The organism is Sphingobium sp. L-44, from assembly GCF_056859495.1.
Genome location: NZ_JBSXOQ010000088.1, coordinates 57,697 through 84,593 on the forward strand (window position 1 = coordinate 57,697; position 26,897 = coordinate 84,593).

Genomic DNA, 26,897 nt, shown 5'->3' on the forward strand with positions numbered 1-26,897 from the left:
TCCCGGCAATTGCGGGGCAAATTATTGCCGGATGGCGCTGAAAACCAGCCCCTTTCGACAAGCGGGGAGCGCGGAATTTAGCAGCACCGGCCCGCTTTCGCGCATCGCGCCGCCGCCAGGATCATGCCCCCCTTTGCATCAGATAGATATCCATGATCCAGCCATGCCGGGCCCGTTCCTGCGCGCGGAGCGCTGCGATCCTGTCCCGCACGACTGCCAGCGGCCCTTCGACCAGGAGTTGATGCTCCATGCCGAGATAGGCCCCCCACCAGATATGGATGCCGGCGGGATCGAGCGCGTCGAAGGCACAGCCCTGATCCAGCATCACGGCGACGCTGTCGCCGTCCGCCGGCCAGCCATCGTCGCGCAGCCGGCGCCCGGTCGTGATGACGACCGGCGCGCCCAGCCGATTGAGCGGGATGGCATGAGCCGCAGTCAGCGCCTGCAGGCTGGTGATGCCCGGCACGACGCTTACCCGGATCGCCAGCCCCCTCTGCGCCAGCCGGTCGGCGATCCGCAGGCTGCTGTCATAAAGGGAGGGGTCGCCCCAGACCAGCAGGGCAAGGCGGCCGCCATCGGGCAGGTGGCGCGCGATCTGTCCGGCCCAGGCCTGGGTGATGGCATCGTGCCAGTCATGGACGCCGCCCATATAGTCGCCCCGCGCATCGCGCACGGGCAGGTCGAACTCCACCACGCGCACCGCCCGCGTCAGCACGGCCGCGCAGATGGTGCGGCGCAGGTCGACAAGGTCGGACTTGGCGCTGCCCTTGCGCGGCAGGAGGATGAGGTCGGCGCTGTTCATCGCCCGTACCGCCTGGGCCGTCAGATGATCCGGATTGCCGGTGCCGATACCGATGAGGTGCAGGTCGATCATCATGCGCTCGCGATCATGTGGAAGAAGGAACCGCTGGCCCAGCCGCGCCGCGAGCCGGTCTCCGCGACCGCCGCACCATCGGCATCGGTCACCCGCATCAGGGGCGCGTCATCTTGGCCCAGGATGGTCGAATAATGGAACTCATGGCCCCGCAGCATGGTGCCGGCGCGCAGCCCCGCGACGGGCGCCAGCAGCTCCGCCCGCCGATAGCCCAGATGCAGGCGGCGGTCCGCATGGCTGGTGACAAGGCGGAGCAGCCCGGCCATGCGATGGGCGGTGCCGTCCCGGTCGATCAGCGCATCCCCCAGAACCATATAGCCGCCGCATTCGCCATGGACCGGCCGATCCTCGGCATGGCGGCGCAGGCCCGTCAGGAAGTGCTGCGCACCGGCGATGGTCCCAGCGTGCAGTTCGGGATAGCCGCCGGGCAGCCAGATCAGGTCGGCATCCGCCGCTGGCGCCTCATCGGCCAACGGCGAGAAGGGCATGATCTGCGCCCCGGCCTGTCGCCAGCCTTCGAGGAAATGCGGGTAGAGGAAGGAGAAAGCCACGTCCTTCGCCACCGCGATCCGTTGCGCCGGGGGATCGGGCAGGCGCCCGCCGGCCCTGACGCCGTGCGAGCGGGCCGCGTCCCGAACCGCGGCGAGATCGACCCGCTCCCGCATGAGTGCGCCATGGCGCTCCAGCGCCTGATCGAGCCCCTGCTGCTCGCCGGCCTGCACCAGCCCCAGATGCCGCTCGGGCAGGCTGAGGTCCGCGTGCCGGGGCAAGGCGCCGAACACCGCAATGCCCGCCGCCGCCAGTCCCGCGCGCGCCAGCCGTTCATGGCGCGGGCTCGCCACGCGATTGAGGATGACGCCTGCAATCGTCACATCGGGATCGAAACGGGCAAAGCCCAGCGCCGTCGCCGCACAGGATTGCGCCTGTCCGGATATGTCGAGCACCAGCAGCACCGGCCAGCCCATGCGGCGCGCCACGTCGGCGGCGGTGCCATGGCCAGCGGCGCCCCGACCCGCCACCCCGTCGAACAGGCCCATCGCCCCTTCGGCCACGATCATGTCGGCATCGCCGGCCTCGGCCGCCACCCGGTCCAGCAGCGCGCCGTCCATCGCCCAGCTGTCCAGGTTGAAGGACGGCCGGCCACAGGCGGCGCGATGGAAGGCCGGGTCGATATAGTCCGGCCCGCATTTGAACGGCTGCACCGTCACGCCCGCGTCGCGCAGCGCGCGGAGCAGGCCGAGCGTGACGGTCGTCTTGCCGGTGCCCGATGCGGGCGCCGAAACGAGCAGGCCCGGCACCGTCACTCGGACGACCCGGCGTAGCGCGATCCGGCATGCTGGGGCCGGAAACGCCGGTCATAGCCCTGCGCGTAGAGGCTGCTTTCGGCAAAATCCGCCGCGTCCAGCGCCGGGCCGACCAGGATGATGGCGGTGCGCTCCACGCTGCCCGCGACCGCCGCCTCGATCGACGAAAGGGTCGCCCGCACGATCCGCTGGTCGGGCCAGCTTGCCCGCCACACGACCGCGACCGGGCAGGATTGCCCATAGGCCGGCATGAGATCGGCCACCACCTGCGCCAGATTGTGGATCGACAGATGGATGGCCAGGGTCGCGCCCGTCACCGCAAAGTTGGTCAGGCTCTCGGCCGGCGGCATGGTGCTGGCGCGCCCCGGCGTGCGCGTGAGGACGAGCGACTGGGCCAGTTCAGGCAGCGTCAGCTCCACCTCCAGCGCCGCGGCCGCCGCAGCGAAGGCGGGCACACCGGGCGTCACGGTGAAGGGGATGTCCAGCGCCCGGAGGCGGCGGATCTGCTCGCCCATGGCCGACCAGACCGACAGGTCGCCGGAATGGAGCCGCGCCACATCCTGCCCGGCGGCGTGGGCGGTGGTGATTTCCGCCATGATGGCGTCCAGGTCCATGGGCGCGGTGTTGACTATGCGGGCGCCGGGCGGGCAATGGCCCAGCACCTCCGCCGGGACCAGCGACCCGGCGTAGAGGCATATCGGGCTGGCTGCGATCAGATCGCGGCCGCGCAGGGTCAGCAGGTCAGGCGCGCCGGGGCCAGCGCCGATGAAATGGACGGTCATGATGATGCTCCTTGAGCGATGGCGCAGGTTGCCATGCGATCGGGGGAAAGGCTGCGGGCGGCGCGCAGGCGGGCGCCTTCCCCCGCGCCGGCCAGGGCACAGGCCTCGGCGACGCTGCCGGTGCCGCGCGCGGCCAGCGAGGCCGGCGACCGGCTGATGGTGGGCAGGGAGGCTAGGCGATCCGCCGCAATCGGGATGAGCGGCAGGGCCAGTTGGGCGGCGAGTTCCGCCAGTGCCGGCGCCTTGTCCGCCAGCGTGGCAAGATGGGTGACGTCCCGTCCGCCGCCGGCCGCCACCAGCGCCGCGCGCAGGGATGCGGTGGTCGCGCCGGCACGGAAACCGAAGCCCGCGACGATCATAGCGTGACGCTCCACTGCACCACCGGATAGCGCGACCGCCAGCCATGGCGATTGCCGAGCGGCGCGGCGTCGGCCAGTTCGATGCGCAGCAGGCTACCGCCCCGCCGCCCGTGCCAGAGCGCCAGCAGCGCCTCCGACTCCAATGTCACGGCATTGGCCACCAGCCTTGTGCCGGGTGGCAGCAGCGCCTCCAGCCGTTCCAGCAGCACCTGCGACAGACCGCCACCGATGAAGACCGCCTGCGGCATCGGGCCATCGGGCAACATGTCCGGCGCGCGACCGATCATCAGCTCCAGCCGATCCACGCCCAGCGCACGGGCATTGGCGCGGGCGCGATCCGCACGGGCCGGATCGGCCTCCACCGCGCAGGCGCGATTGGCGGGATGGGCCAGCAGCCATTCGATCGCGATCGATCCCGACCCCGCGCCAATGTCCCACAGATAGTCCCCCGGCCGGGGCGCCAGCGCCGACAGGGTCAGGGCGCGCACCGGCGCCTTGGTGATCTGTCCGTCATGGTCGAACAGCGCGTCGGGACGACCGCTGGCGACGGTCAGGACGGGGCCGTCACCGGCGACCTCCAGCCCGACCGCCACGGGATGGGCGATGTCGGCCGGTATCGTCGCCTCGGCCTCGATCGACCGGATCCGTTCGCGCGGGCCGCCGAGGCGTTCCAGGACATGGAGGCGCGACGCGCCAAATCCCCTGGCCGACAACCAGGCGCTAAGTCCCGCCACCGCCGCCCCGTCGCGCAGCAGCACCAGCGCCCGCGCGCCCGGCGCGAGGTGCGGACGCAACCGATCCAGCGGCGCGGCATGCAGGCCAAGGCACGCGACATCCTGTATCGCCCAGCCCAGCCGCGCCGCCGCCAGCCCGAAGGTGGAGGGCGCGGGATGCGCGCACCATTCATGTGGCGCCAGATGGCGCGCGATGCTGCCGCCCGCGCCGAACCAGAAGGGGTCGCCCGACGCAAGCACCACCACCGGCCGCCCACGATGCGCCAGCAGCCGCGCGATCCCGTCCGCGAAGGGCACTGGCCATTCGACGATCGGCGCGCTAATCCCGCCCAGCAGCGCGAGGTGCCGGGCCGGCCCCATGACCAGGTCCGCCGCCGCCAGTGCCGCGCGGCTTGCCGCAGACAGGCCGTCCATCCCGTCCTCGCCGATGCCGACGATCGTCAACCAGGGGGGAGAATTCATGTCATCCATGCCCAATATCCTGCTGCTGGGCGGCACGACGGAGGCAAGCGCGCTGGCGGTCCTGCTGGCGGCGCGCGGCATCCGTGCGACCTTCAGCTATGCCGGACGCACGGCCAGCCCGCGGGCACAACCCCTGCCCGTGCGGGTCGGCGGCTTTGGCGGGGTGGCGGGACTGGTCGCGCATCTGCGTGCGGAAGGCATCACCCATCTGGTCGACGCCACCCATCCCTTTGCCGCGACGATGAGCGCCCATGCGGTGGCGGCTGCGCATGGGGCGGGGATCGCCCATGCCGCACTGACCCGTGCGCCCTGGACGCCCGGCGCCGGCGACCGCTGGACCGCGGTGCCGGACATGGCAGCGGCGGTGGCCGCGCTCGACGGCCCGCCTCAGCGGATCATGCTCGCCCTGGGGCGCATGCATGTGGAGGACTTCGCCGCCCAGCCCCAGCATCATTATCTGCTGCGCTTCGTGGATGCGCCGGACGCGGTGCTCCCCCTGCCCGATCATGCCCTGATCGTGGATCGCGGCCCGTTCACGGTGGCGGACGACACAAGCCTGCTGCGCGATCATCGCATCGACCTGATCGTCGCCAAGAATGCCGGTGGCACGGGCGCAGCCGCCAAGCTGGACGCCGCGCGCGCGCTGGGCCTGCGCGTGCTGATGATCGACCGGCCCGCGCTGCCCGATCGGTGGGAGTTCCACCGGCCCGAGGATGTGCTCGACTGGATCGCTCATCCCGCCGCCTCGTCGGGGATGCCGCGCGGCGTGTAGAGGATAGGCCCGCGCGCGCGCTCGATGATGCGAGTCCGGCTCGACCCGACGATCACCATGGTGCGCATGTCCGCCATGTCCGCGCGCGCCTGCCCCAGCGGCACGATATGCAATGTCTCCTGCGCGGTGGTGACGGCGCGGGCAAAGAGGATCGGGCGCGCGTCGCCACAAAGTTCCCGCAACAGCGCCAGCGTGCGCACGAACCCTTCCGGCCGCGACGCCGAGCGAGGATTGTAGAAGGCCATGGCGAAATCCGCCTCCGCCGCCAGCCGCAGCCGCTTTTCGATCAGGGACCAGGGCTTGAGATTGTCCGACAGGTTGATCGCACAGAAATCATGGCCGAGCGGCGCGCCCGCACGCGCCGCGGCGGCCAGCATCGCGGTAATGCCGGGCAGCACGCGAATGTCGATGTCGCGCCAGGGAGCGGGGCCGGCCTCCAGCGCCTCGAACAGCGCGGACGCCATGGCAAAGACGCCCGGATCGCCCGAGGAGACGACGACCACCCGCCGCCCCTGCGCCGCCAGCTCCAGCGCATGGGCCGCCCGATCCAGTTCCACCCGATTGTCCGAAGGATGCAACATCAGCCCCGCACGCGGCGCGACCCGCGCGACATAGGGGATATAGCCCACCACGTCGGTCGCGGCAGCCAGCGCGGCATCGACCTCCGGCGTCACCAGCGCTTCGTCCCCCGGCCCAAGCCCCGCGATCGCGATCCAGCCCCCCTCTGCCGCCGCGAAACTCATGGCCGGCGCCCCTGGCCGTGGATCAGCAGGATCGAGAAATAGGGCGTGACCCTGTCGACATCGGCCAGCCGGGTCACGCGCTGTTCCGGCATGGCGGCATGTTCGACCAGCCATGCTTCATCGCTGCGCCCGGCCGCCGCCACCGCACGGCGCAGCTTGGCGAGGTGCCGGCCGATCTTCATCACCACCAGCGCGTCGGTATCGCGGATGCGGCGGACCAGTTCCTCTTCCGGCAGGGTTGCCATCGCCACGGTCAGCACATCGTCCCCCCAGGTGATCGGCAGGCCGGTCGCATTCCACGCCCCCGACATGCCCATGATGCCGGGGACCACTTCGACCGGGACCAGCCCCGACAGCCGACTGTGCAGATGCATGAAGGAGCCGTAGAAAAAGGGATCGCCCTCGCACAATACGACCACATCCTCGCCCGCCTCCGCGATCGCCAGCAGCCGACCGGTGCAGTCGGCATAGAAGGCGGCTAAACAATCATTGTAGCGCGGATCGGTGAGCGGAATTTCGGTCGTCACCGGATATTCCATCGCCAGTTCGATCGCATCGTCCCGCAACATGCCCTGCGCGATGCGGCGCGCCTGCCCCGGCCGGCCAGCCTTGCGGAAATAGGCGACATGCCGTCCCCCCCGCACCAGCCGGTCGGCGCGCACGCTCAGCAAGTCCTGCGCGCCGGGGCCAAGGCCCACGCCATAGACGGTGCCGCTCATTCCGCGCGGCTCGCCAGCGCATTGATCGCCGCGACCGTGATCGCGCTGCCGCCAAGCCGCCCGTCGACGACGCAGCAGGGGACCGGCTGCGCCGCCCACAGTGCCGCCTTGGATTCCGCCGCGCCGACGAAGCCGACCGGGCAGCCGATGATCGCTGCGGGGCGCGGACAGGCCGGATCCTCCAGCATGTCGAGCAGGTGGAACAACGCCGTGGGCGCATTGCCGATGGCAACCAGTGCCCCGGCAAGATGCGGCCGCCACAATTCCAGCGCGGCGGCGGACCGGGTATTGCCCATCGCCCGCGCCATGTCCGGCACGGCGGTGTCGTGCAAGGTGCAGAGCACGGCATTGTCGGCGGGCAGGCGCGCGCGCGTGACCCCTTCCGACACCATGCGCGCATCGCACAGCACCGGCGCCCCTTCGGCCAGGGCCTGCCGCGCCGCCGCTGCAAAGCCCGGCGAAAAGCGGATATGGCCCGCAAGGTCCACCATGCCCGCGGCATGGATCATGCGCACAGCGACCGGCTCCTCCTCGGCAGCAAAGCGCCCGAGGTCGGCTTCGGCGCGGATGGTGGCGAAGGACTGGCGATAGATCGCCGCGCCGTCCCTCTCATAATCATGGGGCATCAACAGGCTCCGAAATGGGCAAGAAGGTCGGTGGCGGTGAGGTCAGGACGGACGGGCGCCGATCCTGCGCGGGCATGGAAGGCAAGGTCGTAGCGCCCGTCCCGCCCCGTCAGCACGATGTCGGCCGGCATCGCACAGGCACAGCCCTTGGCGCAGCCGGAGACATGAAGGCGGCCCGCCACATGGGGGGCCAACTGGCGGGCGAGGTCGCGCGTCTCCACGCTCGCCTGCGGACAGGCAGGCGCGCCGGGGCAGGCCTCCACATGGATCAGCGGGTCGGCAGCGTCGGCGGACAGGCCAGGCACCTGTCCTTCGGCCAGCAGCATGCGCCACGGGGTCAGCCGCATGGCCGGCGCGTCGAGAAAATGCCGCGCATCGATCTGGCCGAAGGGAAGACCATAGGCCAAGCCGCCATCCCATGCGCCGGGGACCAGTCGCGGGCGTGGCAACGCCGCCTCTGTCATGCCCGTTGCCCAATCCGGCAGGGGCGCATCATGCCGGGCCATGCGCCCCGCGCGCGCGCCGTCGCTCTCCACGAACCATCGGGCGAGCGCGAGCAGCGCATCCACTTCGCCGCCGCTGTCCACCGGCACGCCTTGTGCCCGCCCCTCGGCGCGCAGGATCAGGCCGCCGTCCCGCGCCCGCTCGATGCGAAAATCCCCCGCTTCGCCGGACAGGAGCGGCGCAGCGCCGGCATCGGTGACGAAGCCCATCTTGCCCGGCAAGTCCGGCAGTTCGTCCAGGCGATCGAGCAACTGGCGGGCGATGCGATGGCTGTCATCCCCTTCGCGCCAGTCCGGCGCGACCATCATCATGCGCGCGCCCTCGCGCCGAGCATCGTGGTCGACCAGGCCAAGGTCGAGCAGCCGGTCGAGCAAGGGGCGCCAACTATCGTCGCGCACGCCGCGGATCTGGAGGTTCGCGCGCCGGGTCATGTCGATCAGGCCGTTGCCATGGGCGATCGCCGCTTCGCCCAGCGCCGTCATGTCGGCGGCCGAAAGACGGCCAAGGCGCGGCTTCACGCGCACGATCAGCCCGTCGCCCGCCGCCATCGGACGCCAGGCATCGGGACACCAGCCCCGAACGGCCGGCCCGCGAGCCACCGCATGGTTCGCGGTCGCCCTATCACTGCCCGCGCCGGTCTGGCTCACAGGCACATCCTCCGCGCGCCGGGACGCAACCAGGCGGGGCTTGCCGGCATCGCCGGTCGGCGCGAGGCGGCAGGCAGGCGCGACAGGCGCCCGACACCACGCGGCCGTGCAGCCCCAGCCACACGCTTCGCCGCCCAGACGGAAGAGAGACCGTGCCATGACCAATCCCTGGGTCAGGACAAGAGCGACCGAAACGCCGGCAGGTCTCCTGGCTCGCGGGTCGTTGCGGGATGCACGCCTTCCCGGACGCTCTGTCCAGTGGCTGCCCTCATGGGCTCGTGCATCGCGCTATCCGCTTACAGTTGCAGGGACAGCCGCGGAATAAGGGGCCAGGCCCCCGCACCGCATTCCCGATTAAGTTCCTTGCGGAACACCGGCGTCAGTTATGCAATGCACCAGCATGAACCGGCGCATCGGTGATGCCCTAGTCGAAACATCGGTCTTCGCCAAGACATGGAATGGGTATCGGCAGTCCCGCTGCCGGCTCGACGCCCAAGGCATACCGACGGAAGATGCCGAAACGGAAACCGGAAGCAAGGAAAGCGACGCGGCGTCGGATACCGAAAATTATGGCTGGGGCGGCAGGATTCGAACCTGCGCATGGCGGCATCAAAAGCCGCTGCCTTACCGCTTGGCGACGCCCCAGCAATGCGCCGATCCAAGTCAGCGCGGGACCGCCATATAGCGGCTGATGCACGAAAGAAAAGCCCTCCTGACGATGGACTTCGCCTTTCCCTTTCCTTCCCGCCCAACCCATCTTAGGGATCAACCCCACGCCCCCGCCCCTGCAACCGGAAACCCGCGCCGATGTCCGTCCAAGCCCCCTCGCCCAGCCAGATCGCACCGGCCTCGCCGCTGTTCCTGCGCGAGGACGAAATCCGGCGCGGCATCGAGATGCTCTATTTCGGCTATTCCGCGCTCACCCGCTCGATCGACGAGGGGCTGGCGGCGCAGGGCCTGGGCCGCGCCCATCACCGCGCCCTCTATTTCATCTCGCGCCAGCCCGACCTGACGGTGAAGGATCTGCTGCGCCTGCTGGCAATCACCAAGCAATCGCTCGGCCGGGTGCTCAATGACCTGATCGAGCGCGGCTATATCGAGACCCGGCCCGGCAGCAGCGACCGGCGGCAGAAACTGCTGCGCCTCAGCCCCGCCGGCCGCGCGCTGGAGGCCGAGCTTTTCCGCGCGCTGCGCGAGAAGATGGCGGCCGCCTATGCCCAGGCCGGACAGGGTTCCGTCACCGGTTTCTGGCGGGTGATGGAGGGTCTGATCCCCGATGCCGACCGGTCGATGGTGTTCGGCCTCAGCGGCGGCTGATCGCGAAAGCACGCAACCTTATGGCCGCTGCCGCGCTTTTAGGAGCGTCGTGCGGAAAAGTGGGAACCGGTTTTCCGCTTAAAACGATGCGACAACAAGGAATTTGGCAGCGCCGCGTCAGATATGATGCGGCGCTGCCTAAGCCTTGCCAACGCAATGAGGAGACATCATGCGCGCACCCCTTCTGGCCATCACGGCCCTGTCCGCCCTGGGCCTCGGCCTGTCCGCCTGCTCGGAAAAGGCATCGGACAATCTGGAAAATGCCGGCTCCGCGATCGGCAATGACGTCAGCAACGCCGTCGACGATGCCGGCGCCAGGATCGACAACGGCCTCGACCGCGCGGGCGCCGCGATCGACAATGGCGCGGACCGGATCGGCGCCGCGACCGACCGGGCCGCCGACGATGCCAAGCGCGAGGGCAAGGAAGCCAAGCAGGATGTCGGCGCCTCGCTGGAGCAGGCCGGCAAGGACCTGCGCAACGACAGCCATTGAGACGTATCGGGCCTCCCCATGGGGAGGCCCGGCCTCAGGCCGCGAGAATATATCCGGTCGGCCTGGATGCGACTGGCAGTGACTATTTCCATCTTCATCATCCCGGCCCCTTCGACAGGCTCAGGACAGGCTTGATCCGGGATCGCTTCAGCGCTCTCTATCTGGCCTAGTGCAGAATGGATCCTGACTTTCGTCAGGGTGACGTCTGTAATGATTGTCGGAATTCGACCAAAAGCCGTCCGCACTATCTTCGTCACCCTGAACTTGTTTCAGGGTCCATGCCTCCTAAGAGACCAATGGCTTGTTAGGCTTGATGGATACTGAAACAAGTTCAGCATGACGTTGGTGGGATGGCCGCTACCCACCCAACTCCGTCACCCCAGCGAAGGCTGGGGTCTCAAGCGGTGGAAGCAGGAGGCCAGCCGTCTAGCGCTATCCGTTTATGCCGCGTGCGCCTGCCTGAGATGCCAGCCTTCGCTGGCATGACGAGATAAAGGTCAGTCAACTCCCACCACCACATCTGGCCATTCGTCCGCGCTGCCTAGAAAACCACGTTGCGCACGAAGCGCAGCAGGTCCGTTCCGCGATTGACGAAGACATAGGGGCGGTCGCTGCTGAAGATGAGGAAGTCGCCCGCCGTGATCGTGCGCGTGCCGGCATCCATCTCGACCGTCAGCACCCCTTCCACCACATAGAGCATCTCGTGCCAGTTGGCGGCGTCCGCCTCGGCCGGGTAGCGATCGCCCGGCGCCAGCGACCAAGTCCATAGCTCCGCCTCGCGCGCGGCCGGCACGGTGCCGAGCAGGGTGGCGCGGCTATGCGCATCCTCGCCCTGCCAGGCGAGGGTATCGATCCGGCTATTGTCGGGCATGTCGGGCGCGCGCACGACGTGCGAGAAGCTGACGTCCAGCGCCTGCGCCAGCCGGTCGAGCGTCGACAGGCTGACATTGGCCTCGCCGCTCTCGATCCCCACCAGCATGCGCCGGCTGACCCCCGCCGCGCTGGCCAGCGCATCCTGGCTCAGCCCCTTGGCGGCGCGCAGGCGGCGGATATTGCCCGCGACATGGGAAAGAACGTCCGGGCGCGGGACTTCGACTTGACTGTGCAATATATTGCTCATAACGCGATGTGCATTATGTTGCACAATGCCGCCCTCGACAAGAGCCCTGCGCCCCGGCTGATCATCGGCCGTCCCGAACTCGCGCTGATCGGGATCACCGTGCTGTGGGGCGCGACCTTCCTGATCGTGCATCATGCCATGCAGCAGAGCGGGCCGCTCTTCTTCGTGGGGATGCGCTTCGGCACGGCGGCGCTGCTGGCGCTGCCGCTCGCCTGGCCGGTGCTGCGTGGCCTGACGGCGCGCGAACTGCTGGCCGGGTCGATGATCGGCCTTGGCATCTTCTGCGGCTACACGCTCCAGACCTGGGCGCTGCAGACCATATCCAGCAGCACATCCGCCTTCATCACCGCGGCCTATGTGCCGCTGGTGCCGATCCTCCAATGGGCGATATTGCGGCGGCGGCCGCGCTGGACCAGCTGGGTCGGCGTCGCGCTGGCCTTTGCCGGCCTGATCCTGATCGCGGCCCCGCGCGAAGGGCTGTCGCTGGGCAAGGGCGAGGCGCTGACGCTGATCAGCACGCTGGCGATCGCGCTGGAAATCATCTTCATCAGCCTGTGGGCCGGCAAGGTCGACATTGCCCGCGTCACGCTGGTGCAACTGGCGGTCACGTCGCTGCTCGCCTTCGGCCTGATGGCGCCGATGGGTGAGGCGATCCCGCCCTTTTCCTGGACGGTGATCCTGTCGGCCTGTGGCTTGGGCGCGATGACGGCGCTGATCCAGTTCGTGATGAACTGGGCGCAGCGCACCGTATCGCCGACCCGCGCGACCCTGATCTATGCCGGCGAGCCGGTCTGGGCCGGGATATTGGGCCGGATCGCGGGCGACCGCCAGCCCGCCACGGCGCTGGCCGGCGCGCTGCTGATCATCGCCGCCGTGATCGTGAGCGAACTGAAGTTCGAGCGACGGGGCAAGACGAACTGAAACATCCCCGTTCGCTTCGAGCCCAGTCGAGAAGCGGGTAGCACAATTTGCCGCCTCTTGGCTGTGCTCCGTTTCTCGACAGGCTCGAAACGAACGGAGGTAGGGACTTGGTCAGGCCCGCTTGAAGACCGGCGCGCGCTTTTCGAAAAAGGCCATGAACGCCTCCTGCGCTTCGGGCGAGGCCAGCGCTTCGCGGAACAGCCGGGCTTCTTCGGCGATGCGTGCCTGCAAGACTGTCGGATCGCCCTTCATCAGCCGGCGCGTCGCCATCAGCGCCTGGGGCGGCTTGGCCATCAGCGCCGCCGCCTTGGCGCGGGCATGGTCGAGCAGCGCGTCCCCCGTCACGATCGCCGTCACGAAACCGGCGCGATCGGCCCCTTCCGCATCCATCGGCTCACCCAGCATCAGCATCGCCGCCGCCCTGGCATGGCCCATGATCGCGGGCGCGAGCAGGCTGGAGCCGGCCTCCGGCACGATGCCCAGATTGACGAAGGGCATGACGAAGCGCGCGTCGGGCGCGGCATAGACCAGATCGCAATGGAACAGCATCGTCGTGCCGACGCCCACGGCCAGCCCCTGCACCGCCGCGACGATCGGCTTGTCGAAGGCGGCAATCGCGCTGATGAAATCGAAGGCGGCAGCGCCGCCCTCCGGCCCGGCCATGAAGTCCTTGAGGTCATTGCCGGCGCAAAAGGCGTCGCCCCGGCCCGCGAACAGCACCACGCCAATCTCCGGCCGGCTCGACGCATCGGCCAGCGCGGCGATCATCGCGCGATACATCGGCCCGGTCAGCGCATTCTTCTTGTCGGGCCGGTCGATATGGATTTCGAGCACGCCGTTCGTCTCGATGATGGCGATATGGTCGCTCACGCAAATTCTCTCCCGATACTCTGTGCCAAGGCTGTTGGCCCAGAGGATGGGGCGGCGTCTATCCTTTTCCAAGCCCCTTCCCTATGCCCGGAATCATGATGACTCGCCTGCGCCTGATCCTCGATCCCTTCCTCGTCCTGCTGCTCTGCACCGTTGCCCTAGCGTCGGTCCTGCCCGCGCGCGGCCAGGGCGCCCATGTCGCATCGATCGTTGCGGATGCCGGCATCGTGCTGCTTTTTTTCCTGCATGGGACAAAATTGTCGCGCGAGGCGATCTGGGGCGGTGCCAAGGCGTGGCAACTCCATCTCGCGACTCTGGGCACGACCTTCCTCTTCTTCCCGCTGGTCGGCATCCTGCTGCAACAGATCGGCGCGATCCCGGAGAATATGCGCGCGGGCCTGCTGTTCCTGGCGCTGCTGCCATCGACGGTGCAAAGTTCGATCGCCTTTACCGCGATTGCGCGCGGCAATGTCGCCGCGGCGGTGGTCAGCGCGTCCTTTTCCAACCTGCTCGGCATCGTGCTGACGCCGCTGCTGGTGGCATTGCTAATGCAGCGCGGCGGCAGCAACCTCATCTCCCTTTCCTCGGTCGAGGGGATCATGCTGCAATTGCTGCTGCCCTTCGTGCTCGGTCATCTGGCCCGCCCCTGGATCGGCGGCTTCGTGTCGCGGCACAAGACGCTGGTCGGCCGGGTCGATCGCACCTCGATCCTGCTGGTGGTCTATTCCGCCTTCAGCGCGGCGGTGGTCGAAGGGCTATGGCACCGGGTCTCGCGCGCGGAACTGGCGCTGCTCGCGCTGCTCTGTATCGCCATGCTGGTGATCGTGCTGCTCTTCACCTGGGGGCTTGGCCGGCTGCTCGGCTTTTCCCGCGAAGATGCGATCGTGCTGCAATTTTGCGGCTCGAAGAAGAGCCTCGCTTCGGGCGTGCCGATCGCCGGCGTCCTCTTCCCCGCAGCGGCCGTCGGGCCGATCATCCTGCCGGTCATGCTGTTCCACCAGATTCAGCTGATGGCTTGTGCCCTGCTGGCACGGCGCTATGGGGCGCAGGCGGCCGATAGGGCCGATTCGCAGATGGCAACCATATCATGACCCAACCGATCCTGACCGACATTCCGATGGAGAGCTTCCTCTCCCATATCGACGCCGTGGCCGGCGCGATCGCCAAATCGGACTGGCGGCCCGACTATATTGTCGGCGTCGGGCGCGGCGGGCTGGTGCCGGCCACCTATCTGTCCCACGCCATCAGTCAGCCAATGCTGTCGGTCGACCTGTCGGCCCAGGTCGTGGGTTTCTGCGACGAACTGCTCGACAAGCTGGTGGCGATGGCGCTCGAAGGATCGCGCCTGCTGTTCGTCGACGACATCAATGACAGCGGCCGCACGATCAACCAGTTGCGTGCGGCGCTGGCCGGCGCACCCGCCGATCATCTGCGCTTTGCCGTGCTGATCGACAATGTCAGCTCGGCCGCCAAGGTCGAATATCGCGCGACCACGATCGACCGTGCCGTCACCAAGGACTGGTTCGTCTTCCCCTGGGAAGCGGTTGCCAGCCGCGCGTCGATCCTGTCCGACTGGGGCGAAGTGCCCGAACGGACCAGTTGAGAATAGCTGTCACAAAAATATAATGGAAATTCCCCGCCCGCTCGTTATACAAGCGTACAACTGCAATGGGGCATGCGGGGTAGATGGGCGAGACGGGAAGCGGACCGGATCCGGACGCGGGCTATAGCCTGCCGGCATGGACCTATAGCGATCCCGAATTTTTCGCCGTCGAAGCCCGCCGCATCTTCCGTCCGAGCTGGCAGATCGTCGCCCATGACAGCGACCTGCCGGCGCCGGGCGACTTCCATGTGCTGGACTATCTTGGCGAGAGCATCATCGTCATCCGCGGGGATGACGGCGAAGCCCGCGCCTTTACCAACGTGTGCCGCCACCGCGGCGCGCGCCTAGTGGACGGGCCCTCGGGTCGCACCAGAAAGCTGGTCTGTCCCTACCATGCCTGGACCTATGGTCTGGACGGATGCCTGACGGGCCTGCCAATGGCGGGCAGCTATGGCAGCCTCGACCGGTCCAGGCATGGACTTTCCCCTGTAGAAATCGAGAATTTCCACGGCTTCCTGTTCGTCCGGCTGGAGGATGATGGCGGCCCGTCGGTGGCGCAGATGATGGCGCCCTATGTCGACGAGATCGCGCCCTATCGCTTTTCCGAACTGCGCGCGCTTGGCCGCGTCACGCTGCGCCCGCGCGCGGTGAACTGGAAGAATATCGGCGACAATTATTCCGATGGCCTGCACATTGCGGTCGCCCATCCCGGCCTCAAGCGGCTGATGGGCGATGGCTATGGCGTCGAAGCCAGCCCCTATGCCGACAAGATGTGGGGGCCGATCTTCGATCGCCCATCCGCCAACCTGTCCGAGCGCGCCTATCAGCATTTCCTGCCGGCTGTCCCGCATCTTCCGCCCGATCGGCAGCGGCTTTGGACCTATTTCAAGCTCTGGCCCAATTTCGCCTTCGACATCTATCCCGACCAGGTGGATTTCATGCAGTGGCTGCCGGTGTCGCCGACGCAGACGCTGATCCGCGAGATCAGCTATGCGCTGCCCGACGACCGTAGGGAGATGAAGGCGGCCCGCTATCTCAACTGGCGCATCAACCGCCAGGTCAATGCCGAGGATACGGCGCTTGTCGCCCGCGTGCAGGCCGGCATGGCGTCGGACAGTTTCACCGTCGGCCCGCTGAGCGACCAGGAAGTCGCGCTGCGCCATTTCTGCGCGCGGATGCGCACCATCATTCCGCAGGCGCGCCAGCATCGCGCGCCGAAAATGGGATGGTCTTTCGACTATCATGATTCTCGTCATTCCCGCGCAGGCGGGAATCCATCCCCCGACCTCACCTATGGGGAGATGGCTGGAGATGGATCCCCGCCTTTGCGGGGATGACGGCGCTTTTTCGGGGAGGGATATGTTGTGACCAAAGCCTATGACGCCGTCATCATCGGCGCGGGCCATAATGGCCTCGTCTGCGCCTTCTACCTGGCCCGTGCCGGCTACAAGGTGCGCATGGTCGAGCGCCGCGATGTCGTCGGCGGCGCGGCGGTGACCGAGGAATTTCACCCCGGCTTCCGCAACTCGACCGCCAGCTACACGGTCAGCCTGCTCAATCCCAAGGTCATCCGCGACATGAAGCTGGCCGACCATGGCTATCGCGTGATCGAGCGGCCGATCAGCAATTTCCTACCCCAGCCCGATGGCGGCTATCTGAAGCTGGGCGGCGGGCTGGAGCGGACGCAAGCCGAGTTTGCCCGGTTCAGCGCGCGCGACGCCGCCACCCTTCCCGCTTATTATGACGCGCTGGAACTGGTCGCCGATGTGTTGCGCGACCTGGTGCTCAAAAGCCCGCCCAATGTCGGGGATGGCCTGACCATGGTGGTCGAGGCGCTGAAACAGGGCCGCCGCGTCGCCGGGCTCGATATCGAACAACAGCGTGACGTGCTCGACCTGTTCACCAAATCGGCCCGAACCTTCCTCGACAGCTGGTTCGAGAGCGAGGCGGTCAAGGCCGCCTTCGGCTTCGACGCGGTGGTCGGCAATTTCGCCTCGCCCGACACGCCGGGCAGCGCCTATGTGCTGCTGCACCATGTGTTCGGCGAGGTGAACGGCAAGAAGGGCGCCTGGGGCCATAGTGTCGGCGGCATGGGCACGATCACCCAGGCCATGGCAAAGGTCGTGCAGGCGATGGGCGTCGAGATCAGCCTGGAGGCGCAGGTCGACCATATATTGGTTGATGGCGACCGCGCCGTCGGCGTGAAGCTGGCCAGCGGCGAGGAAGTGATGGGCACCAGCATCATCGCCAATGTCGGCCCCAAGCTGCTCTATGAGCGGATGATGCAGCCGACCGACCTGCCCGCCGACTTCCTGAAACGGATCAAGGCGTTCAAGGCGGGATCGGGCACCCTCCGCATGAATGTCGCGCTCTCCGCCCTGCCCGACTTCACCTGCCTGCCCGGCATTGGCGAGCATCACCAGTCGGGCATCATCATCGCGCCGACGCTCGACTATATGGACCGCGCCTATCTGGATGCGAAGCGCGACGGCTGGTCGAAGCAGCCGATCGTCGAGATGCTGATCCCCTCGACCATCGACGACAGTCTCGCGCCCGAGGGTTGCCATGTCGCCAGCCTCTTCTGCCAGCAATTCGCGCCCGAGCTGCCCGACGGGCGAAGCTGGGACGATGAGCGCGAGGCGGCGGCCGACCATATCATCGCCACGGTCGAGGCCCATGCGCCGGGTTTTGCAAGGAGCGTGATCGCCCGCCAGATCCATTCGCCGCTCGACCTGGAACGCAAGTTCGGTCTGGTCGGCGGTGACATCATGCATGGCAATCTGACGCTGGACCAGATGTGGGCAGCGCGGCCAGTACTGGGCCATGGCGCCTATCGCGGGCCGCTGAAGGGCCTCTATATGTGCGGCGCGGGCACCCATCCGGGCGGCGGCGTCACCGGCGCGCCGGGCCATAATGCCGCGCGCGAAGTGCTGAAGGATCGCGCCCTGTGGGGGAAATGGCGCGGCCGGGCCTGATCGGGTCTTTCCCCGCCTTGCCCCAACCGAAAGCCTGGCCTAAAGACCCGGCTCATGCCCGACATCTTCATTCCTGATGCAACGCCCGAGCTGACCGGCCGGGCGCTGTTCCCGCACCGGCACCTGCTGTCGATCGCCGACCTCAAGCCCTGGGAAATCCGTTTCCTGCTGGACGAGGCCGAACATTGGGCCCGCACCAACAAGGGCCAGGCGCGCAAGCATGACGACCGGCTGGCGGGCATGACCCAGATCAACGCCTTTTTCGAGAACAGCACCCGCACCCTGCTGTCGTTCGAGATTGCCGGCAAGCGGCTGGGCGCCGACGTCGTCAACATGGCCGCGGCTACGTCCAGCGTGAAGAAGGGCGAGACCCTGATCGACACCGCCATGACGCTCAACGCCATGGCCGCCGACGTCATCGTCATCCGCCATGCGAGTTCCGGCGCGGTCGCGCTGATCGCCGACAAGGTCGACTGCCCGGTGCTGAACGCGGGCGATGGCTGGCACCAGCATCCCACGCAGGCGCTGCTCGACGCGCTCACCATCCGCCGTCGCAAGCGCGGGTTCGAGGGGCTGGTGGTCGCCATCTGCGGCGACGTGCTGCACAGCCGCGTCGCCCGATCCAACATGCTCTGCCTCGCCGCGCTGGGCGCGCAGGTGCGTGCGGTCGCCCCGCCCACCCTGCTGCCGCCCGAGGTCGAGATGCTGGGCGCCACCCCCTATAGCCGGATGGAAGACGGGCTGGATGGCGCCGATGTCGTCATGATGCTGCGCCTGCAGAATGAGCGGATGGACGGCGCCTTCATCCCGTCGGCCCGCGAATATCACGCACTTTATGGCCTGACGCCCGAACGGCTGGCGATCGCCAAGCCCGATGCCCTGGTCATGCACCCCGGCCCCATGAACCGCGGCGTCGAGATCACCAGCACGGTGGCGGACGATCCGGATCGGTCGGCGATCACCGAACAGGTGGCGATGGGCGTGGCGGTGCGCATGGCGTGCCTGGATGTTTTGACGCGCCAGGCGCGTGGTGTGGAAGGCTGGGCATGAGCAGGATCGCAATCGTCAACGGCAAGCTGGCCGATCCGGCCGGCGACGCCCTTGTCCCCGGCACCGTCCTGATCGAGGGTGACCGCATCCTGGCCACCGGCGCGGTCGACATTCCCGCCGACGCGCAGCAGGTCGATGCCGGCGGGCTGGTGGTCGCGCCGGGCCTCATCGACCTGGGCGTCTTCGCCACTGACAAGCCGGCCTTCCACTTCGGCGGCATCACCCGCGCCGCGCTGATGCCCGACCAGCGCGCGCCGCTGGACGAGGTCGGCCTGATCCGGGAAGCGACCCGCGCGGGCAAGCCCGACTTCTGGGTCCACCCGATCGCCGCCGCGACCCGCGGCCTCAAGGGCACGGAAATGGCCGAAATGGGCCTGATGCAGATCGCCGGCGCCAAGGCGGTGGGCACCGGTCGCCAGTGGATCGCCGATTCGGGCGTGATGCTGCGCATCCTCTCCTACGCCTCGGGCCTTGGCCTCACCGTCATCGCCCATGCCGAGGATGGCGGCCTGTCCGCCAAGGCGGTGGCGACCAGCGGCGAGACTGCGACGCGCCTGGGCCTGGCCCATGCCCCGGCCTGCGCCGAGGCGATGGCGATCGCGCGCGACATCATGCTGGCCCGCGAGACCGGCGCCGCCATCCATTTCCGCCTGGTCACGACCAAGGCCGGTTTCGACCTGATCCGCGCCGCCAAGGCGGAGGGGCTGAAGGTCAGTTGCGGTATCAGCCCGGCCTATCTGTTCCTCAACGATCAGGCGATGACCGACTTCCGCACCTTTGCGCGCCTGTCGCCGCCGCTGCGATCCGATGCCGACCGTCATGCCAGCATCGCCGCCGTCGCCGACGGCACGGTCGATGTCATCACATCGGGCCATGATCCGCGCGGTCCAGAGGACAAGCGCCTGCCCTTCGCCGACGCGTCGCCCGGAATGGCCGGCGCCGAAACGCTGCTGGCGCTCTCGCTCAACCTGGTGCGCGAGCGCCATGTCAGCCTCAACCGGCTGATGACCCTGCTCAGCGCCAATCCGGCCAAGATATTGGGCGTCAATGCCGGGAGCTTCGCGCCCGGCAGCGCCGCCGACCTGATCCTGGTCGATCCCGACGCACCATGGATCGTCGATTCGGCGAAGATGGCGGCCTCGGCCGGCAACACGCCGTTCGACAAGGTGCCGGTGCAGGGCCGCGCGCGCCGCATCATGAAGGGCGGGCAGTTCTTCTAAGCAATCTGGCGTTGCGGCCCCACAAATCGCCATCCCTTGCGCTGCCGCTTGTCCGCATAGAGCCGCGTGTCGGCGACATGCAGGACGGCGGCGGCCTCCGCCCCGTCCTGCGGGAAGGTCGCGATGCCAAAGCTGCTGCCGACCGACAGGCTGCGCCCCTGCCAGCCTACCGGCGCAGCGATCGCCTGCCGGATGCCGGGCATGCGTCGATGCAGGGCGTCGACATCGGTTTCCGCGTCATGGAGCAGCGCAAATTCGTCGCCGCCCAGCCGCGCAATGCTCACCGCGTCCGGCATCAAGGCCCGCAACCGACCGCCCAAGGATGTCAGCAGGACATCCCCTGCCTGATGGCCATGCTGATCATTGCACTGTTTGAAGCCGTCGAGATCGGCGAGCAGCACGCTGAAGGCCGCGCCCCGCTCCACCCGCTCTTCGATCGCGCGCATGAAGCTCAGCCGGTTGTCGAGCCCGGTCAGCGCATCGGTGCCGGCCAGCCGCGCCAGTTCGCGCTGCGACACCAGCATCGCCACCGTCTCGCGAAACTTCCCCAGCACCAGATTGGCCTGCATCACCGTGACGATCGCCATCATCACCGCCATCGCCCGCACGCCCAGATTGTCATAGAGTGCCATCTTCACCAGGATCGGCAACACCGCCGCGCCCATAGCCCCGATCGCGGCGCGCGGCACGCTGAGCAGGGTCGTCGCCGCAACCAGCGCGCCGATGCCGATGAACACCGGCGCCACCATGCAATAATAGATTTCGGTTTCGGTGAAGGCGTTGACCGCCCACAGCCCCGCCACCAGCCCGGACGCGGTCGCAACATGCGCGACCCGCTTCAGGCTGCGCGCCTGCACCCTGGCGTCGGTCGCGATCGGCACGCCGCGCCAGCGCAGCAGGGATATCGCGCAGGCCAGGAAGATCAGCGCAGGCGGCGTCACCTGTTGCCACAAGGGCAGATCGCCCATCACCGCGAGCGCCATCGCGACGGCATTGGCCATGATCAGCAGGCACAAAAGCGGCAACGCCTGATGGAAACGGCGATATTGGGTATCCAGCACAGCCTCGCGCGCGCTGTCCGGCACCGGTGCCGTGAACGGGCCGTCCCAGCCCTTCAGCCGCTGTTGCCAGCGCTTTTCCGCCACTTGTCCGCTCCCTGCCGCCTCGCTGCGAGCGGCCGTTGGTAGCGAAAGGAGGTTAATCCTCCAACAACGGGAAACCCTAACCGGGGAAAACCATGAGAGAGGCGAATCAGGGAACCCTATCGCCATTCAGGCGCTACCCCTGTTCAGCAGGGGATATGCATGACCGAAACGATCGCCCAGCAGGTGCATGTCGATGCGCCATGGAAAATCCCGCCGCGTGCCTGGTGGGAGATATTGAAGCGCGTCTATGCCGCCATGTCGGCCAATCATCTGGGCCTGCTGTCCGCCGGCGTCGCTTATTATGCCTTCCTGTCGATCGCCCCGCTGCTGGCCGCGGTCGTCCTCACCTACGGCCTGGTCGGTGACCCGCAGATCGTGGCCCGCCACATGCAGGCGATCATCACCGTCGTGCCCGCCGATGCCGCCCAACTGATCAACGACCAGTTGCTGGGCATGGTCAGCGCGCGCAAGCCGGCGATCGGCTTCGGCCTGTTCCTGGCGCTGGGCCTGGCGGTCTATGGCGCGACCCGCGCCGCCTCCGCGATCATGGAGGCGCTCAACATCGTCTATGCGCAGAAGGAGGGGCGCAACATCTTCGCCTTCTATCGCGTGTCGATGGGAATCACCTTTTCCGCCGTGCTGGTGGTGGTCGCCGGCGTCGTGACCGCGACGATCATCGGCCTGCTCCAGAAATTACTGACCAACTGGGGACCGGGCGTGCTGTTCGCGATCAAGGCGGCGACCTGGATCTGCGCCGGCCTGCTCGCCAGCAGCATCTTCGGCCTGATCTACCGCTTCGGCCCGCATCGCCGCCGGGTGCAATGGCAATGGCTGACCGTGGGATCGATCGCCGCGACGCTGTTCTGGCTGGTGGCGACGCTGGGCGTCTCCTTCTACGTCTCGACCTTTGGCGATTACAACAAGACCTATGGCTCGCTGGCCGCCGTGGTGATCCTCCAGCTCTGGCTGTTCGTCTCCGCCTATATCGTGCTGCTGGGGGCCCAGATCAACGCGGAAGCCGAGCGTCAGACCAGCGCGCATATTCTTGTTGAAGAAGTTGCATAAAGTCGCTTGCCCTCCCCGATAGGCCACGCTAAAGCGCCCTCCTTCGCTGGCTCGGGCCAGTGCAGGAGTGTAGCTCAGTTGGTAGAGCGTCGGTCTCCAAAACCGAATGCCGTGGGTTCGAGTCCCTCCACTCCTGCCAAGCGAACTAGCCGCGAACCTTGAACAATCACGGGTTCGCGGCTAAGTGCGCTTAGCGAAGCATCGGTCGCGAAGCGCGACTGCCTCCCCCGACACCGATTTATCGCGGGAAACGGGAGGGCGGACCGCCGTTTCGCGCTTTGGTATTGATTTTGAAGGTGAGCTGACAGCGCGATGGCGAAGACTTCTCCGAGCGAATTCGTCAATCAGGTGCAGACCGAAGCGAAGAAGATCGTTTGGCCGACCGGTCGTGAAACGATCATGACCGCGATCATGGTCGTCATCATGACCTCGTTGCTGGGCATCTTCTTCTTCGGTATCGACACCTTCTTCGGTGCGATCGTCCAGTGGCTGCTGAGCCTCGCATCGGGTCGTTGAACGCTCGGCGTTCAAAAGGGAGTTTAAGACGGTAACATGGCGCGCTGGTACATCATCCACGCCTATTCGGGCTTCGAGAACAAGGTCAAGGAATCGATCCTGACCGAGGCCGAGCGCATGGGCCTGTCACAACTGGTCGAGCAGGTCGAGGTTCCGACCGAGACCGTGACTGAAGTGAAGCGCGGCAAGAAGGTCCAGGTCGAACGCAAGTTCATGCCGGGCTATGTCCTCGCCAAGCTGGCGATGAACGACGACGTCTATCACCTCGTCAAGAACACGCCCAAGGTCACCGGCTTCCTGGGTTCGTCGGGCAAACCCCAGGCGATCAGCGAGAGCGAAGCCGCCCGCTATTTCGGCGCCCAGAAGGAAGCCGCCGCCGCCCCGAAGCACAAGGTCAATGTCGATTACGAAATCGGCGACAGCGTCAAGGTGCTGGACGGCCCCTTCGCCAGCTTCAACGGCGTGGTCGAGGAACTGGATTTCGAAAAGAACCGGGTCAAGGTGTCGGTGTCGATCTTCGGTCGCGCCACCCCGGTGGAACTGGACTTCGAACAGGTCGAACTGTCGAAGTAACCAGCCGCCGCAAGGCTGTTCAAAAAGGGTCGCCCGCTTTTCAGCCGGCGGCCCTTTTTGTTGGGGAAGCCCTGCGCTTTCGGCCGAATCGACCGAATGACAGACTCCCCCTTCCCTTTGGACAAGAAGGTCGCTATAGGGCCGCGCTTCCATGCCTCCCCACGGGGCGGCTGGACATGTGCGGGAGGTTCCCTTGCGGGAGCCGCTAGACCGCTAAACTTGAACCGGTGAATCTGTCCGCAGATTTGCCAGCTATAGAGTGAGTGAAAATGGCCAAGAAGATTACGGGCTATATCAAGCTCCAGGTGCCCGCCGGAGCCGCCAACCCCTCGCCGCCGATCGGCCCTGCCCTGGGTCAGCGCGGCGTGAACATCATGGAATTCTGCAAGGCGTTCAACGCCTCGACGGAAAAGATGGACAAGGGCACCCCGCTGCCGACCATCATCACCGTCTATGCGGACCGTTCGTTCACCTTCGTGACGAAGCAGCCGCCGGCCACCTACCTGATCAAGAAGGCCGTCAACCTGAAGTCGGGCTCGAAGGAGCCGGGCAAGGTCGTCGCTGGCAAGATCACCCGCGCCCAGCTCGCCGAAATCGCCCAGGCGAAGATGGCCGACCTGAACGCGAACGACATCGACGCTGCAACGAAGATCATCGAAGGTTCCGCTCGCGCGATGGGCCTCGAAGTGGTGGAGGGCTAAGACCATGGCAAAGCTGACCAAGAAGGCGAAGGCCCTGGCGACCGCGATCGACCGCGAAAAGCTGCACGGCGTTGACGAAGCGCTGGGCCTGATCAAGACCCACGCCACCGCCAAGTTCGACGAAAGCGTCGAAATCGCGATCAACCTGGGCGTTGACCCGCGTCACGCCGACCAGATGGTCCGTGGCGTCGTCACCCTGCCCGCCGGCACCGGCAAGGACGTTCGCGTCGCCGTGTTCGCCCGCAACGACAAGGCCCAGCAGGCGCTCGACGCCGGTGCCGACATCGTGGGCGCCGAAGACCTGCTCGAATCGATCCAGGCCGGCAACATCGACTTCCAGCGCGTCATCGCCACCCCCGACATGATGGGTCTGGTGGGTCGCCTGGGTAAGGTTCTGGGCCCCAAGGGCCTGATGCCGAACCCGAAGCTGGGCACCGTCACGCCGAACGTCGCCGAAGCCGTGAAGGCCGCCAAGGGTGGTCAGATCGAATTCCGCGTCGAAAAGGCCGGCATCATCCACGCTGGCCTCGGCAAGTCGAGCTTCTCGGCTGAAGACCTGCGCAAGAATTTCGATGCGTTCGTCGACGCGATCGTCAAGGCGAAGCCCTCGGGCTCGAAGGGCAAGTATGTCCGCAAGATCGCCCTGTCGTCGTCGATGGGTCCGGGCGTGAAGGTCGACGTGGCCGAAGTCGCCTCGATCTGATCCCGCTGGGATAAGAATTAAAGGGGCCGCCTTCCCTCCTTGCGGGGGAAGGCGGCCTTCTTATTTTATAGGACCAGCCGCTCACTCAAGAAGCGGCCCGAGGGCCACAAGGCCGGGCAAAGGGGCATTCGTCGCCTGCGCCATAGGGGGACACCCCTCCACCGTCGGCGATGTCGACGGTCCCCCTCCCCCGACAAGGGGAGGATTTTGGAACCAGGGACGCGACCTACCCCTGGGCTCTCCATGGCGGGAGCATGGCAGGTCTTCACGTATCCGTCGGGAATGGCGGGTCGCTTTACCGATGGAAAACGAAAAAATGTCTTTTGAACATCTCCCCTCCATGCTCGCCCAGGCGCTGACCACCAAGGGCTATGAGAGCCTGACCCCGGTCCAGTCCGAAGTGACGCAGGACGAAGCGCAGGGCCGCGACCTGCTGGTGTCGGCGCAGACCGGTTCGGGCAAGACCGTCGCCTTCGGCCTGGCCATGGCCGCCGAACTGCTGACCGGCGGCGACAAGCTGCCCGTCGCCGGCCTGCCGCTGGCGCTGGTGATCGCGCCGACGCGCGAACTGGCGCTGCAGGTCAGCCGCGAGCTGGAATGGCTCTATGGCGCCGCCCGCGCCCGCATCGCCACCTGCGTCGGCGGCATGGACGCCGCCAAGGAACGCCGCGCGCTCAGCCATGGCGCCCATATCGTCGTCGGCACCCCCGGCCGCCTGCGCGATCATCTGGAACGCGGCGCGCTGGACCTGTCGGGAATGCGCACCGTCGTCCTCGACGAAGCGGACGAAATGCTCGACATGGGCTTCCGCGAGGATCTGGAAGGCATTCTTGACAGCGCGCCGGAAGATCGCCGCACCCTGCTCTTCTCGGCCACCATGCCCAAGCCGATCGTCGCGATGGCCAAGCGCTATCAGTCAGACGCGCTGCGCATCTCGACCGTGGGCGAAGAACGCGGCCATGGCGACATCAGCTACCAGGCCGTCACCGTCGCCCCGTCGGACATCGAGAATGCGGTGGTCAACCTGCTGCGCTATCATGAAGCCGAAACCGCGATCCTGTTCTGCGCCACCCGCGACAATGTCCGCCACCTGCATAGCAGCCTGACCGAGCGCGGCTTCGCCGCCGTGGCGCTGTCGGGCGAGCATAGCCAGAATGAGCGCAACCACGCGCTCCAGGCGCTGCGCGACAAGCGCGCGCGCGTCTGCGTCGCCACCGACGTCGCCGCACGCGGCATCGACCTGCCCAGCCTGACGCTGGTGGTCCATGTCGAACTGCCGCGCGACGCCGAGACGATGCAGCACCGTTCGGGCCGCACCGGTCGCGCCGGCAAGAAGGGCACCGCTGTCCTGATCGTCCCCTATCCGCGTCGCCGCCGCGTCGAATCGATGCTGCGTGGCGCCAAGATTCCGGTCGAATGGGGCACCCCGCCCAGCAAGGAAGCGATCCTGGAACAGGATAATGCCCGCCTGCGCTCGACCCTGATGGAAAAGGCCGAGTTGGACGAGGCCGATTGGGCACTGGGCGCCGAGCTGCTGGCGGAAAAGTCGGCCAAGGAAATCGCCGCGATGCTGGTGAAGAGCGCCCGCGCCTCGCTGCCCGCGCCCGAGGAACTGCTGGACCGCAGCGAAGCGCCGCCGCGCCAGGAAGGGCCGCGTCCGGGCTTCGAGGACACCCAGTGGTTCCGCATGGACATCGGCCGTCGCCAGAATGCCGATCCGCGCTGGATCCTGCCGCTGATCTGCCGCCGTGGCCATGTGTCGCGCGGCGACATCGGCGCGATCCGCATCACCACCAACGAAACCATGTTCGAAATCCCGCGGGCGATCGCCAGCCGCTTCATGTCGGCCGTCAAGCGCTCGGGCGAGGCCAATGACGAGGGTGCGGATGTGGCGTTCGAGATGATCGACGGCGCCCCGCGCGAGCAGGCCCGCGACAATCGCCGCCAGGGCAACCGCTCGAACGACCGTGGCCCGCGTCCGGCCGGTTACGCGCCCCGCCCCTTCAAGGGCGGGCCCAAGCGCCCCGGCGGCCCGCGCAAGCCGCGCAAGCCGCGCGGCTAAGGCCCGTAACATGACGTCCTGAAAAAGGGCGGTGAAC

28 protein-coding genes, 2 tRNA genes and 1 riboswitch are annotated in these 26,897 nt (G+C 67.3%); of the genes, 17 read left to right on the plus strand and 13 right to left on the minus strand.

What is annotated here, in order from left to right; translation table 11 throughout:
* Positions 1-121: 121 nt before the first annotated feature.
* The 5 genes from cobF to AC13EK_RS11625 are packed head-to-tail and all read right to left on the minus strand — an operon-like array spanning position 122 to position 4,524.
* Positions 122-874 (minus strand): precorrin-6A synthase (deacetylating), encoded by a 753-nt coding sequence (gene cobF / locus AC13EK_RS11605; protein ID WP_069336479.1) that lies wholly within the window; start codon positions 872-874, stop codon positions 122-124.
* Entirely contained in the window at positions 874-2,178 is a 1,305-nt protein-coding gene (locus AC13EK_RS11610) for a cobyrinic acid a,c-diamide synthase CobB (RefSeq protein ID WP_069336460.1), read from the minus strand. The genes cobF and AC13EK_RS11610 overlap by 1 nt, the downstream gene beginning before the upstream one ends.
* Entirely contained in the window at positions 2,175-2,960 is a 786-nt protein-coding gene (gene cobM / locus AC13EK_RS11615) for a precorrin-4 C(11)-methyltransferase (protein ID WP_069336459.1), read from the minus strand. The genes AC13EK_RS11610 and cobM overlap by 4 nt, the downstream gene beginning before the upstream one ends.
* Positions 2,957-3,319, minus strand: coding sequence for a cobalamin biosynthesis protein (locus AC13EK_RS11620; RefSeq protein ID WP_069336458.1), 363 nt, complete (start codon positions 3,317-3,319; stop codon positions 2,957-2,959). The genes cobM and AC13EK_RS11620 overlap by 4 nt, the downstream gene beginning before the upstream one ends.
* On the minus strand, positions 3,316-4,524 hold the full coding sequence (locus tag AC13EK_RS11625) for a bifunctional cobalt-precorrin-7 (C(5))-methyltransferase/cobalt-precorrin-6B (C(15))-methyltransferase (protein ID WP_069336457.1): 1,209 nt from the start codon (positions 4,522-4,524) through the stop codon (positions 3,316-3,318). The genes AC13EK_RS11620 and AC13EK_RS11625 overlap by 4 nt, the downstream gene beginning before the upstream one ends.
* Here AC13EK_RS11625 and AC13EK_RS11630 point away from each other — a divergent pair.
* Positions 4,523-5,287: a cobalt-precorrin-6A reductase gene (locus tag AC13EK_RS11630; RefSeq protein WP_069336456.1), complete on the plus strand. Its 765-nt coding sequence runs from the start codon at positions 4,523-4,525 to the stop codon at positions 5,285-5,287. The two genes, AC13EK_RS11625 and AC13EK_RS11630, sit on opposite strands and share 2 nt — an antisense overlap.
* On the opposite strand, the gene cobJ is transcribed toward AC13EK_RS11630, so the two are convergent.
* The 5 genes from cobJ to AC13EK_RS11655 form a co-directional block, all read right to left on the minus strand.
* On the minus strand, positions 5,248-6,030 hold the full coding sequence (gene cobJ, locus AC13EK_RS11635; protein WP_277788079.1) for a precorrin-3B C(17)-methyltransferase: 783 nt from the start codon (positions 6,028-6,030) through the stop codon (positions 5,248-5,250). The two genes, AC13EK_RS11630 and cobJ, sit on opposite strands and share 40 nt — an antisense overlap.
* Entirely contained in the window at positions 6,027-6,749 is a 723-nt protein-coding gene (gene cobI / locus AC13EK_RS11640) for a precorrin-2 C(20)-methyltransferase (protein ID WP_017499818.1), read from the minus strand. Before cobI ends, cobJ begins: the two co-directional genes overlap by 4 nt.
* Positions 6,746-7,375, minus strand: a complete 630-nt coding sequence (locus AC13EK_RS11645; RefSeq protein WP_069336453.1) for a precorrin-8X methylmutase — start codon at positions 7,373-7,375, stop codon at positions 6,746-6,748. The genes cobI and AC13EK_RS11645 overlap by 4 nt, the downstream gene beginning before the upstream one ends.
* Complete coding sequence (locus AC13EK_RS11650; RefSeq protein ID WP_483022209.1) at positions 7,375-8,427, minus strand: cobalamin biosynthesis protein CobG; 1,053 nt, start codon at positions 8,425-8,427, stop codon at positions 7,375-7,377. Before AC13EK_RS11650 ends, AC13EK_RS11645 begins: the two co-directional genes overlap by 1 nt.
* A 280-nt stretch (positions 8,428-8,707) precedes the next feature.
* Positions 8,708-8,919: riboswitch (cobalamin riboswitch) on the minus strand.
* Between the two features lie 177 nt (positions 8,920-9,096).
* Positions 9,097-9,171, minus strand: a tRNA-Gln gene (locus AC13EK_RS11655).
* Between the two features lie 162 nt (positions 9,172-9,333).
* Here AC13EK_RS11655 and AC13EK_RS11660 point away from each other — a divergent pair.
* A complete protein-coding gene (locus AC13EK_RS11660) occupies positions 9,334-9,843 on the plus strand; it encodes a MarR family winged helix-turn-helix transcriptional regulator (RefSeq protein ID WP_037512438.1) in 510 nt (169 codons plus the stop codon).
* A 169-nt stretch (positions 9,844-10,012) separates the two neighbouring features.
* Positions 10,013-10,336: a hypothetical protein gene (locus AC13EK_RS11665; protein ID WP_069338917.1), complete on the plus strand. Its 324-nt coding sequence runs from the start codon at positions 10,013-10,015 to the stop codon at positions 10,334-10,336.
* 541 nt (positions 10,337-10,877) lie between these two features.
* Here AC13EK_RS11665 and AC13EK_RS11670 read toward each other — a convergent pair.
* Positions 10,878-11,444, minus strand: a complete 567-nt coding sequence (locus AC13EK_RS11670) for a helix-turn-helix domain-containing protein (protein WP_234792486.1) — start codon at positions 11,442-11,444, stop codon at positions 10,878-10,880.
* A gap of 27 nt (positions 11,445-11,471) precedes the next feature.
* On the opposite strand from AC13EK_RS11670, the gene AC13EK_RS11675 reads away from it, so the two are divergent.
* Positions 11,472-12,377 (plus strand): DMT family transporter, encoded by a 906-nt coding sequence (locus AC13EK_RS11675; protein ID WP_069338548.1) that lies wholly within the window; start codon positions 11,472-11,474, stop codon positions 12,375-12,377.
* A gap of 111 nt (positions 12,378-12,488) precedes the next feature.
* On the opposite strand, the gene AC13EK_RS11680 is transcribed toward AC13EK_RS11675, so the two are convergent.
* Positions 12,489-13,247: an enoyl-CoA hydratase gene (locus AC13EK_RS11680; protein WP_069338547.1), complete on the minus strand. Its 759-nt coding sequence runs from the start codon at positions 13,245-13,247 to the stop codon at positions 12,489-12,491.
* Positions 13,248-13,345: 98 nt separating this feature from the next.
* Here AC13EK_RS11680 and AC13EK_RS11685 point away from each other — a divergent pair, with 98 nt between their 5' ends.
* The 6 genes from AC13EK_RS11685 to AC13EK_RS11710 all read left to right on the plus strand — a co-directional run bounded on the left by AC13EK_RS11685 (position 13,346) and on the right by AC13EK_RS11710 (position 20,095).
* Positions 13,346-14,338 carry a bile acid:sodium symporter family protein gene (locus tag AC13EK_RS11685; RefSeq protein ID WP_069338550.1) on the plus strand — a complete coding sequence of 331 codons (993 nt, stop codon included), beginning with the start codon at positions 13,346-13,348 and terminating at the stop codon, positions 14,336-14,338.
* Positions 14,335-14,850, plus strand: coding sequence for a phosphoribosyltransferase (locus AC13EK_RS11690; protein WP_277788080.1), 516 nt, complete (start codon positions 14,335-14,337; stop codon positions 14,848-14,850). Before AC13EK_RS11685 ends, AC13EK_RS11690 begins: the two co-directional genes overlap by 4 nt.
* Before the next feature lie 83 nt (positions 14,851-14,933).
* Positions 14,934-16,187, plus strand: a complete 1,254-nt coding sequence (locus AC13EK_RS11695) for an aromatic ring-hydroxylating oxygenase subunit alpha (protein WP_069338544.1) — start codon at positions 14,934-14,936, stop codon at positions 16,185-16,187.
* Between the two features lie 27 nt (positions 16,188-16,214).
* The gene (locus AC13EK_RS11700; RefSeq protein WP_069338543.1) at positions 16,215-17,825 is read left to right on the plus strand and encodes a phytoene desaturase family protein; all 1,611 of its coding nucleotides are present in this window, start codon (positions 16,215-16,217) and stop codon (positions 17,823-17,825) included.
* 54 nt (positions 17,826-17,879) lie between these two features.
* Positions 17,880-18,875: an aspartate carbamoyltransferase catalytic subunit gene (locus AC13EK_RS11705; RefSeq protein ID WP_069338542.1), complete on the plus strand. Its 996-nt coding sequence runs from the start codon at positions 17,880-17,882 to the stop codon at positions 18,873-18,875.
* On the plus strand, positions 18,872-20,095 hold the full coding sequence (locus AC13EK_RS11710; protein WP_069338541.1) for a dihydroorotase: 1,224 nt from the start codon (positions 18,872-18,874) through the stop codon (positions 20,093-20,095). Before AC13EK_RS11705 ends, AC13EK_RS11710 begins: the two co-directional genes overlap by 4 nt.
* On the opposite strand, the gene AC13EK_RS11715 is transcribed toward AC13EK_RS11710, so the two are convergent.
* Complete coding sequence (locus AC13EK_RS11715; RefSeq protein WP_069338540.1) at positions 20,092-21,240, minus strand: GGDEF domain-containing protein; 1,149 nt, start codon at positions 21,238-21,240, stop codon at positions 20,092-20,094. The genes AC13EK_RS11710 and AC13EK_RS11715 overlap by 4 nt on opposite strands.
* 159 nt (positions 21,241-21,399) lie before the next feature.
* Between AC13EK_RS11715 and AC13EK_RS11720 the strand changes: the two genes are divergently transcribed.
* The 7 genes from AC13EK_RS11720 (at position 21,400) to AC13EK_RS11750 (ending at position 26,860) form a co-directional block, all read left to right on the plus strand.
* Entirely contained in the window at positions 21,400-22,305 is a 906-nt protein-coding gene (locus AC13EK_RS11720) for a YihY/virulence factor BrkB family protein (RefSeq protein WP_037517122.1), read from the plus strand.
* A 63-nt stretch (positions 22,306-22,368) separates the two neighbouring features.
* Positions 22,369-22,444, plus strand: a tRNA-Trp gene (locus AC13EK_RS11725).
* 173 nt (positions 22,445-22,617) lie between these two features.
* Positions 22,618-22,821, plus strand: a complete 204-nt coding sequence (gene secE / locus AC13EK_RS11730) for a preprotein translocase subunit SecE (RefSeq protein WP_004207893.1) — start codon at positions 22,618-22,620, stop codon at positions 22,819-22,821.
* 36 nt (positions 22,822-22,857) lie between these two features.
* Complete coding sequence (gene nusG / locus AC13EK_RS11735; protein ID WP_004207894.1) at positions 22,858-23,394, plus strand: transcription termination/antitermination protein NusG; 537 nt, start codon at positions 22,858-22,860, stop codon at positions 23,392-23,394.
* Positions 23,395-23,663: 269 nt separating this feature from the next.
* Positions 23,664-24,095, plus strand: coding sequence for a 50S ribosomal protein L11 (rplK, locus tag AC13EK_RS11740; RefSeq protein ID WP_004207895.1), 432 nt, complete (start codon positions 23,664-23,666; stop codon positions 24,093-24,095).
* A gap of 4 nt (positions 24,096-24,099) precedes the next feature.
* Positions 24,100-24,798 (plus strand): 50S ribosomal protein L1, encoded by a 699-nt coding sequence (gene rplA / locus AC13EK_RS11745; RefSeq protein ID WP_004207896.1) that lies wholly within the window; start codon positions 24,100-24,102, stop codon positions 24,796-24,798.
* Between the two features lie 316 nt (positions 24,799-25,114).
* Positions 25,115-26,860 carry a DEAD/DEAH box helicase gene (locus AC13EK_RS11750; protein WP_069338546.1) on the plus strand — a complete coding sequence of 582 codons (1,746 nt, stop codon included), beginning with the start codon at positions 25,115-25,117 and terminating at the stop codon, positions 26,858-26,860.
* Positions 26,861-26,897 lie beyond the last annotated feature (37 nt).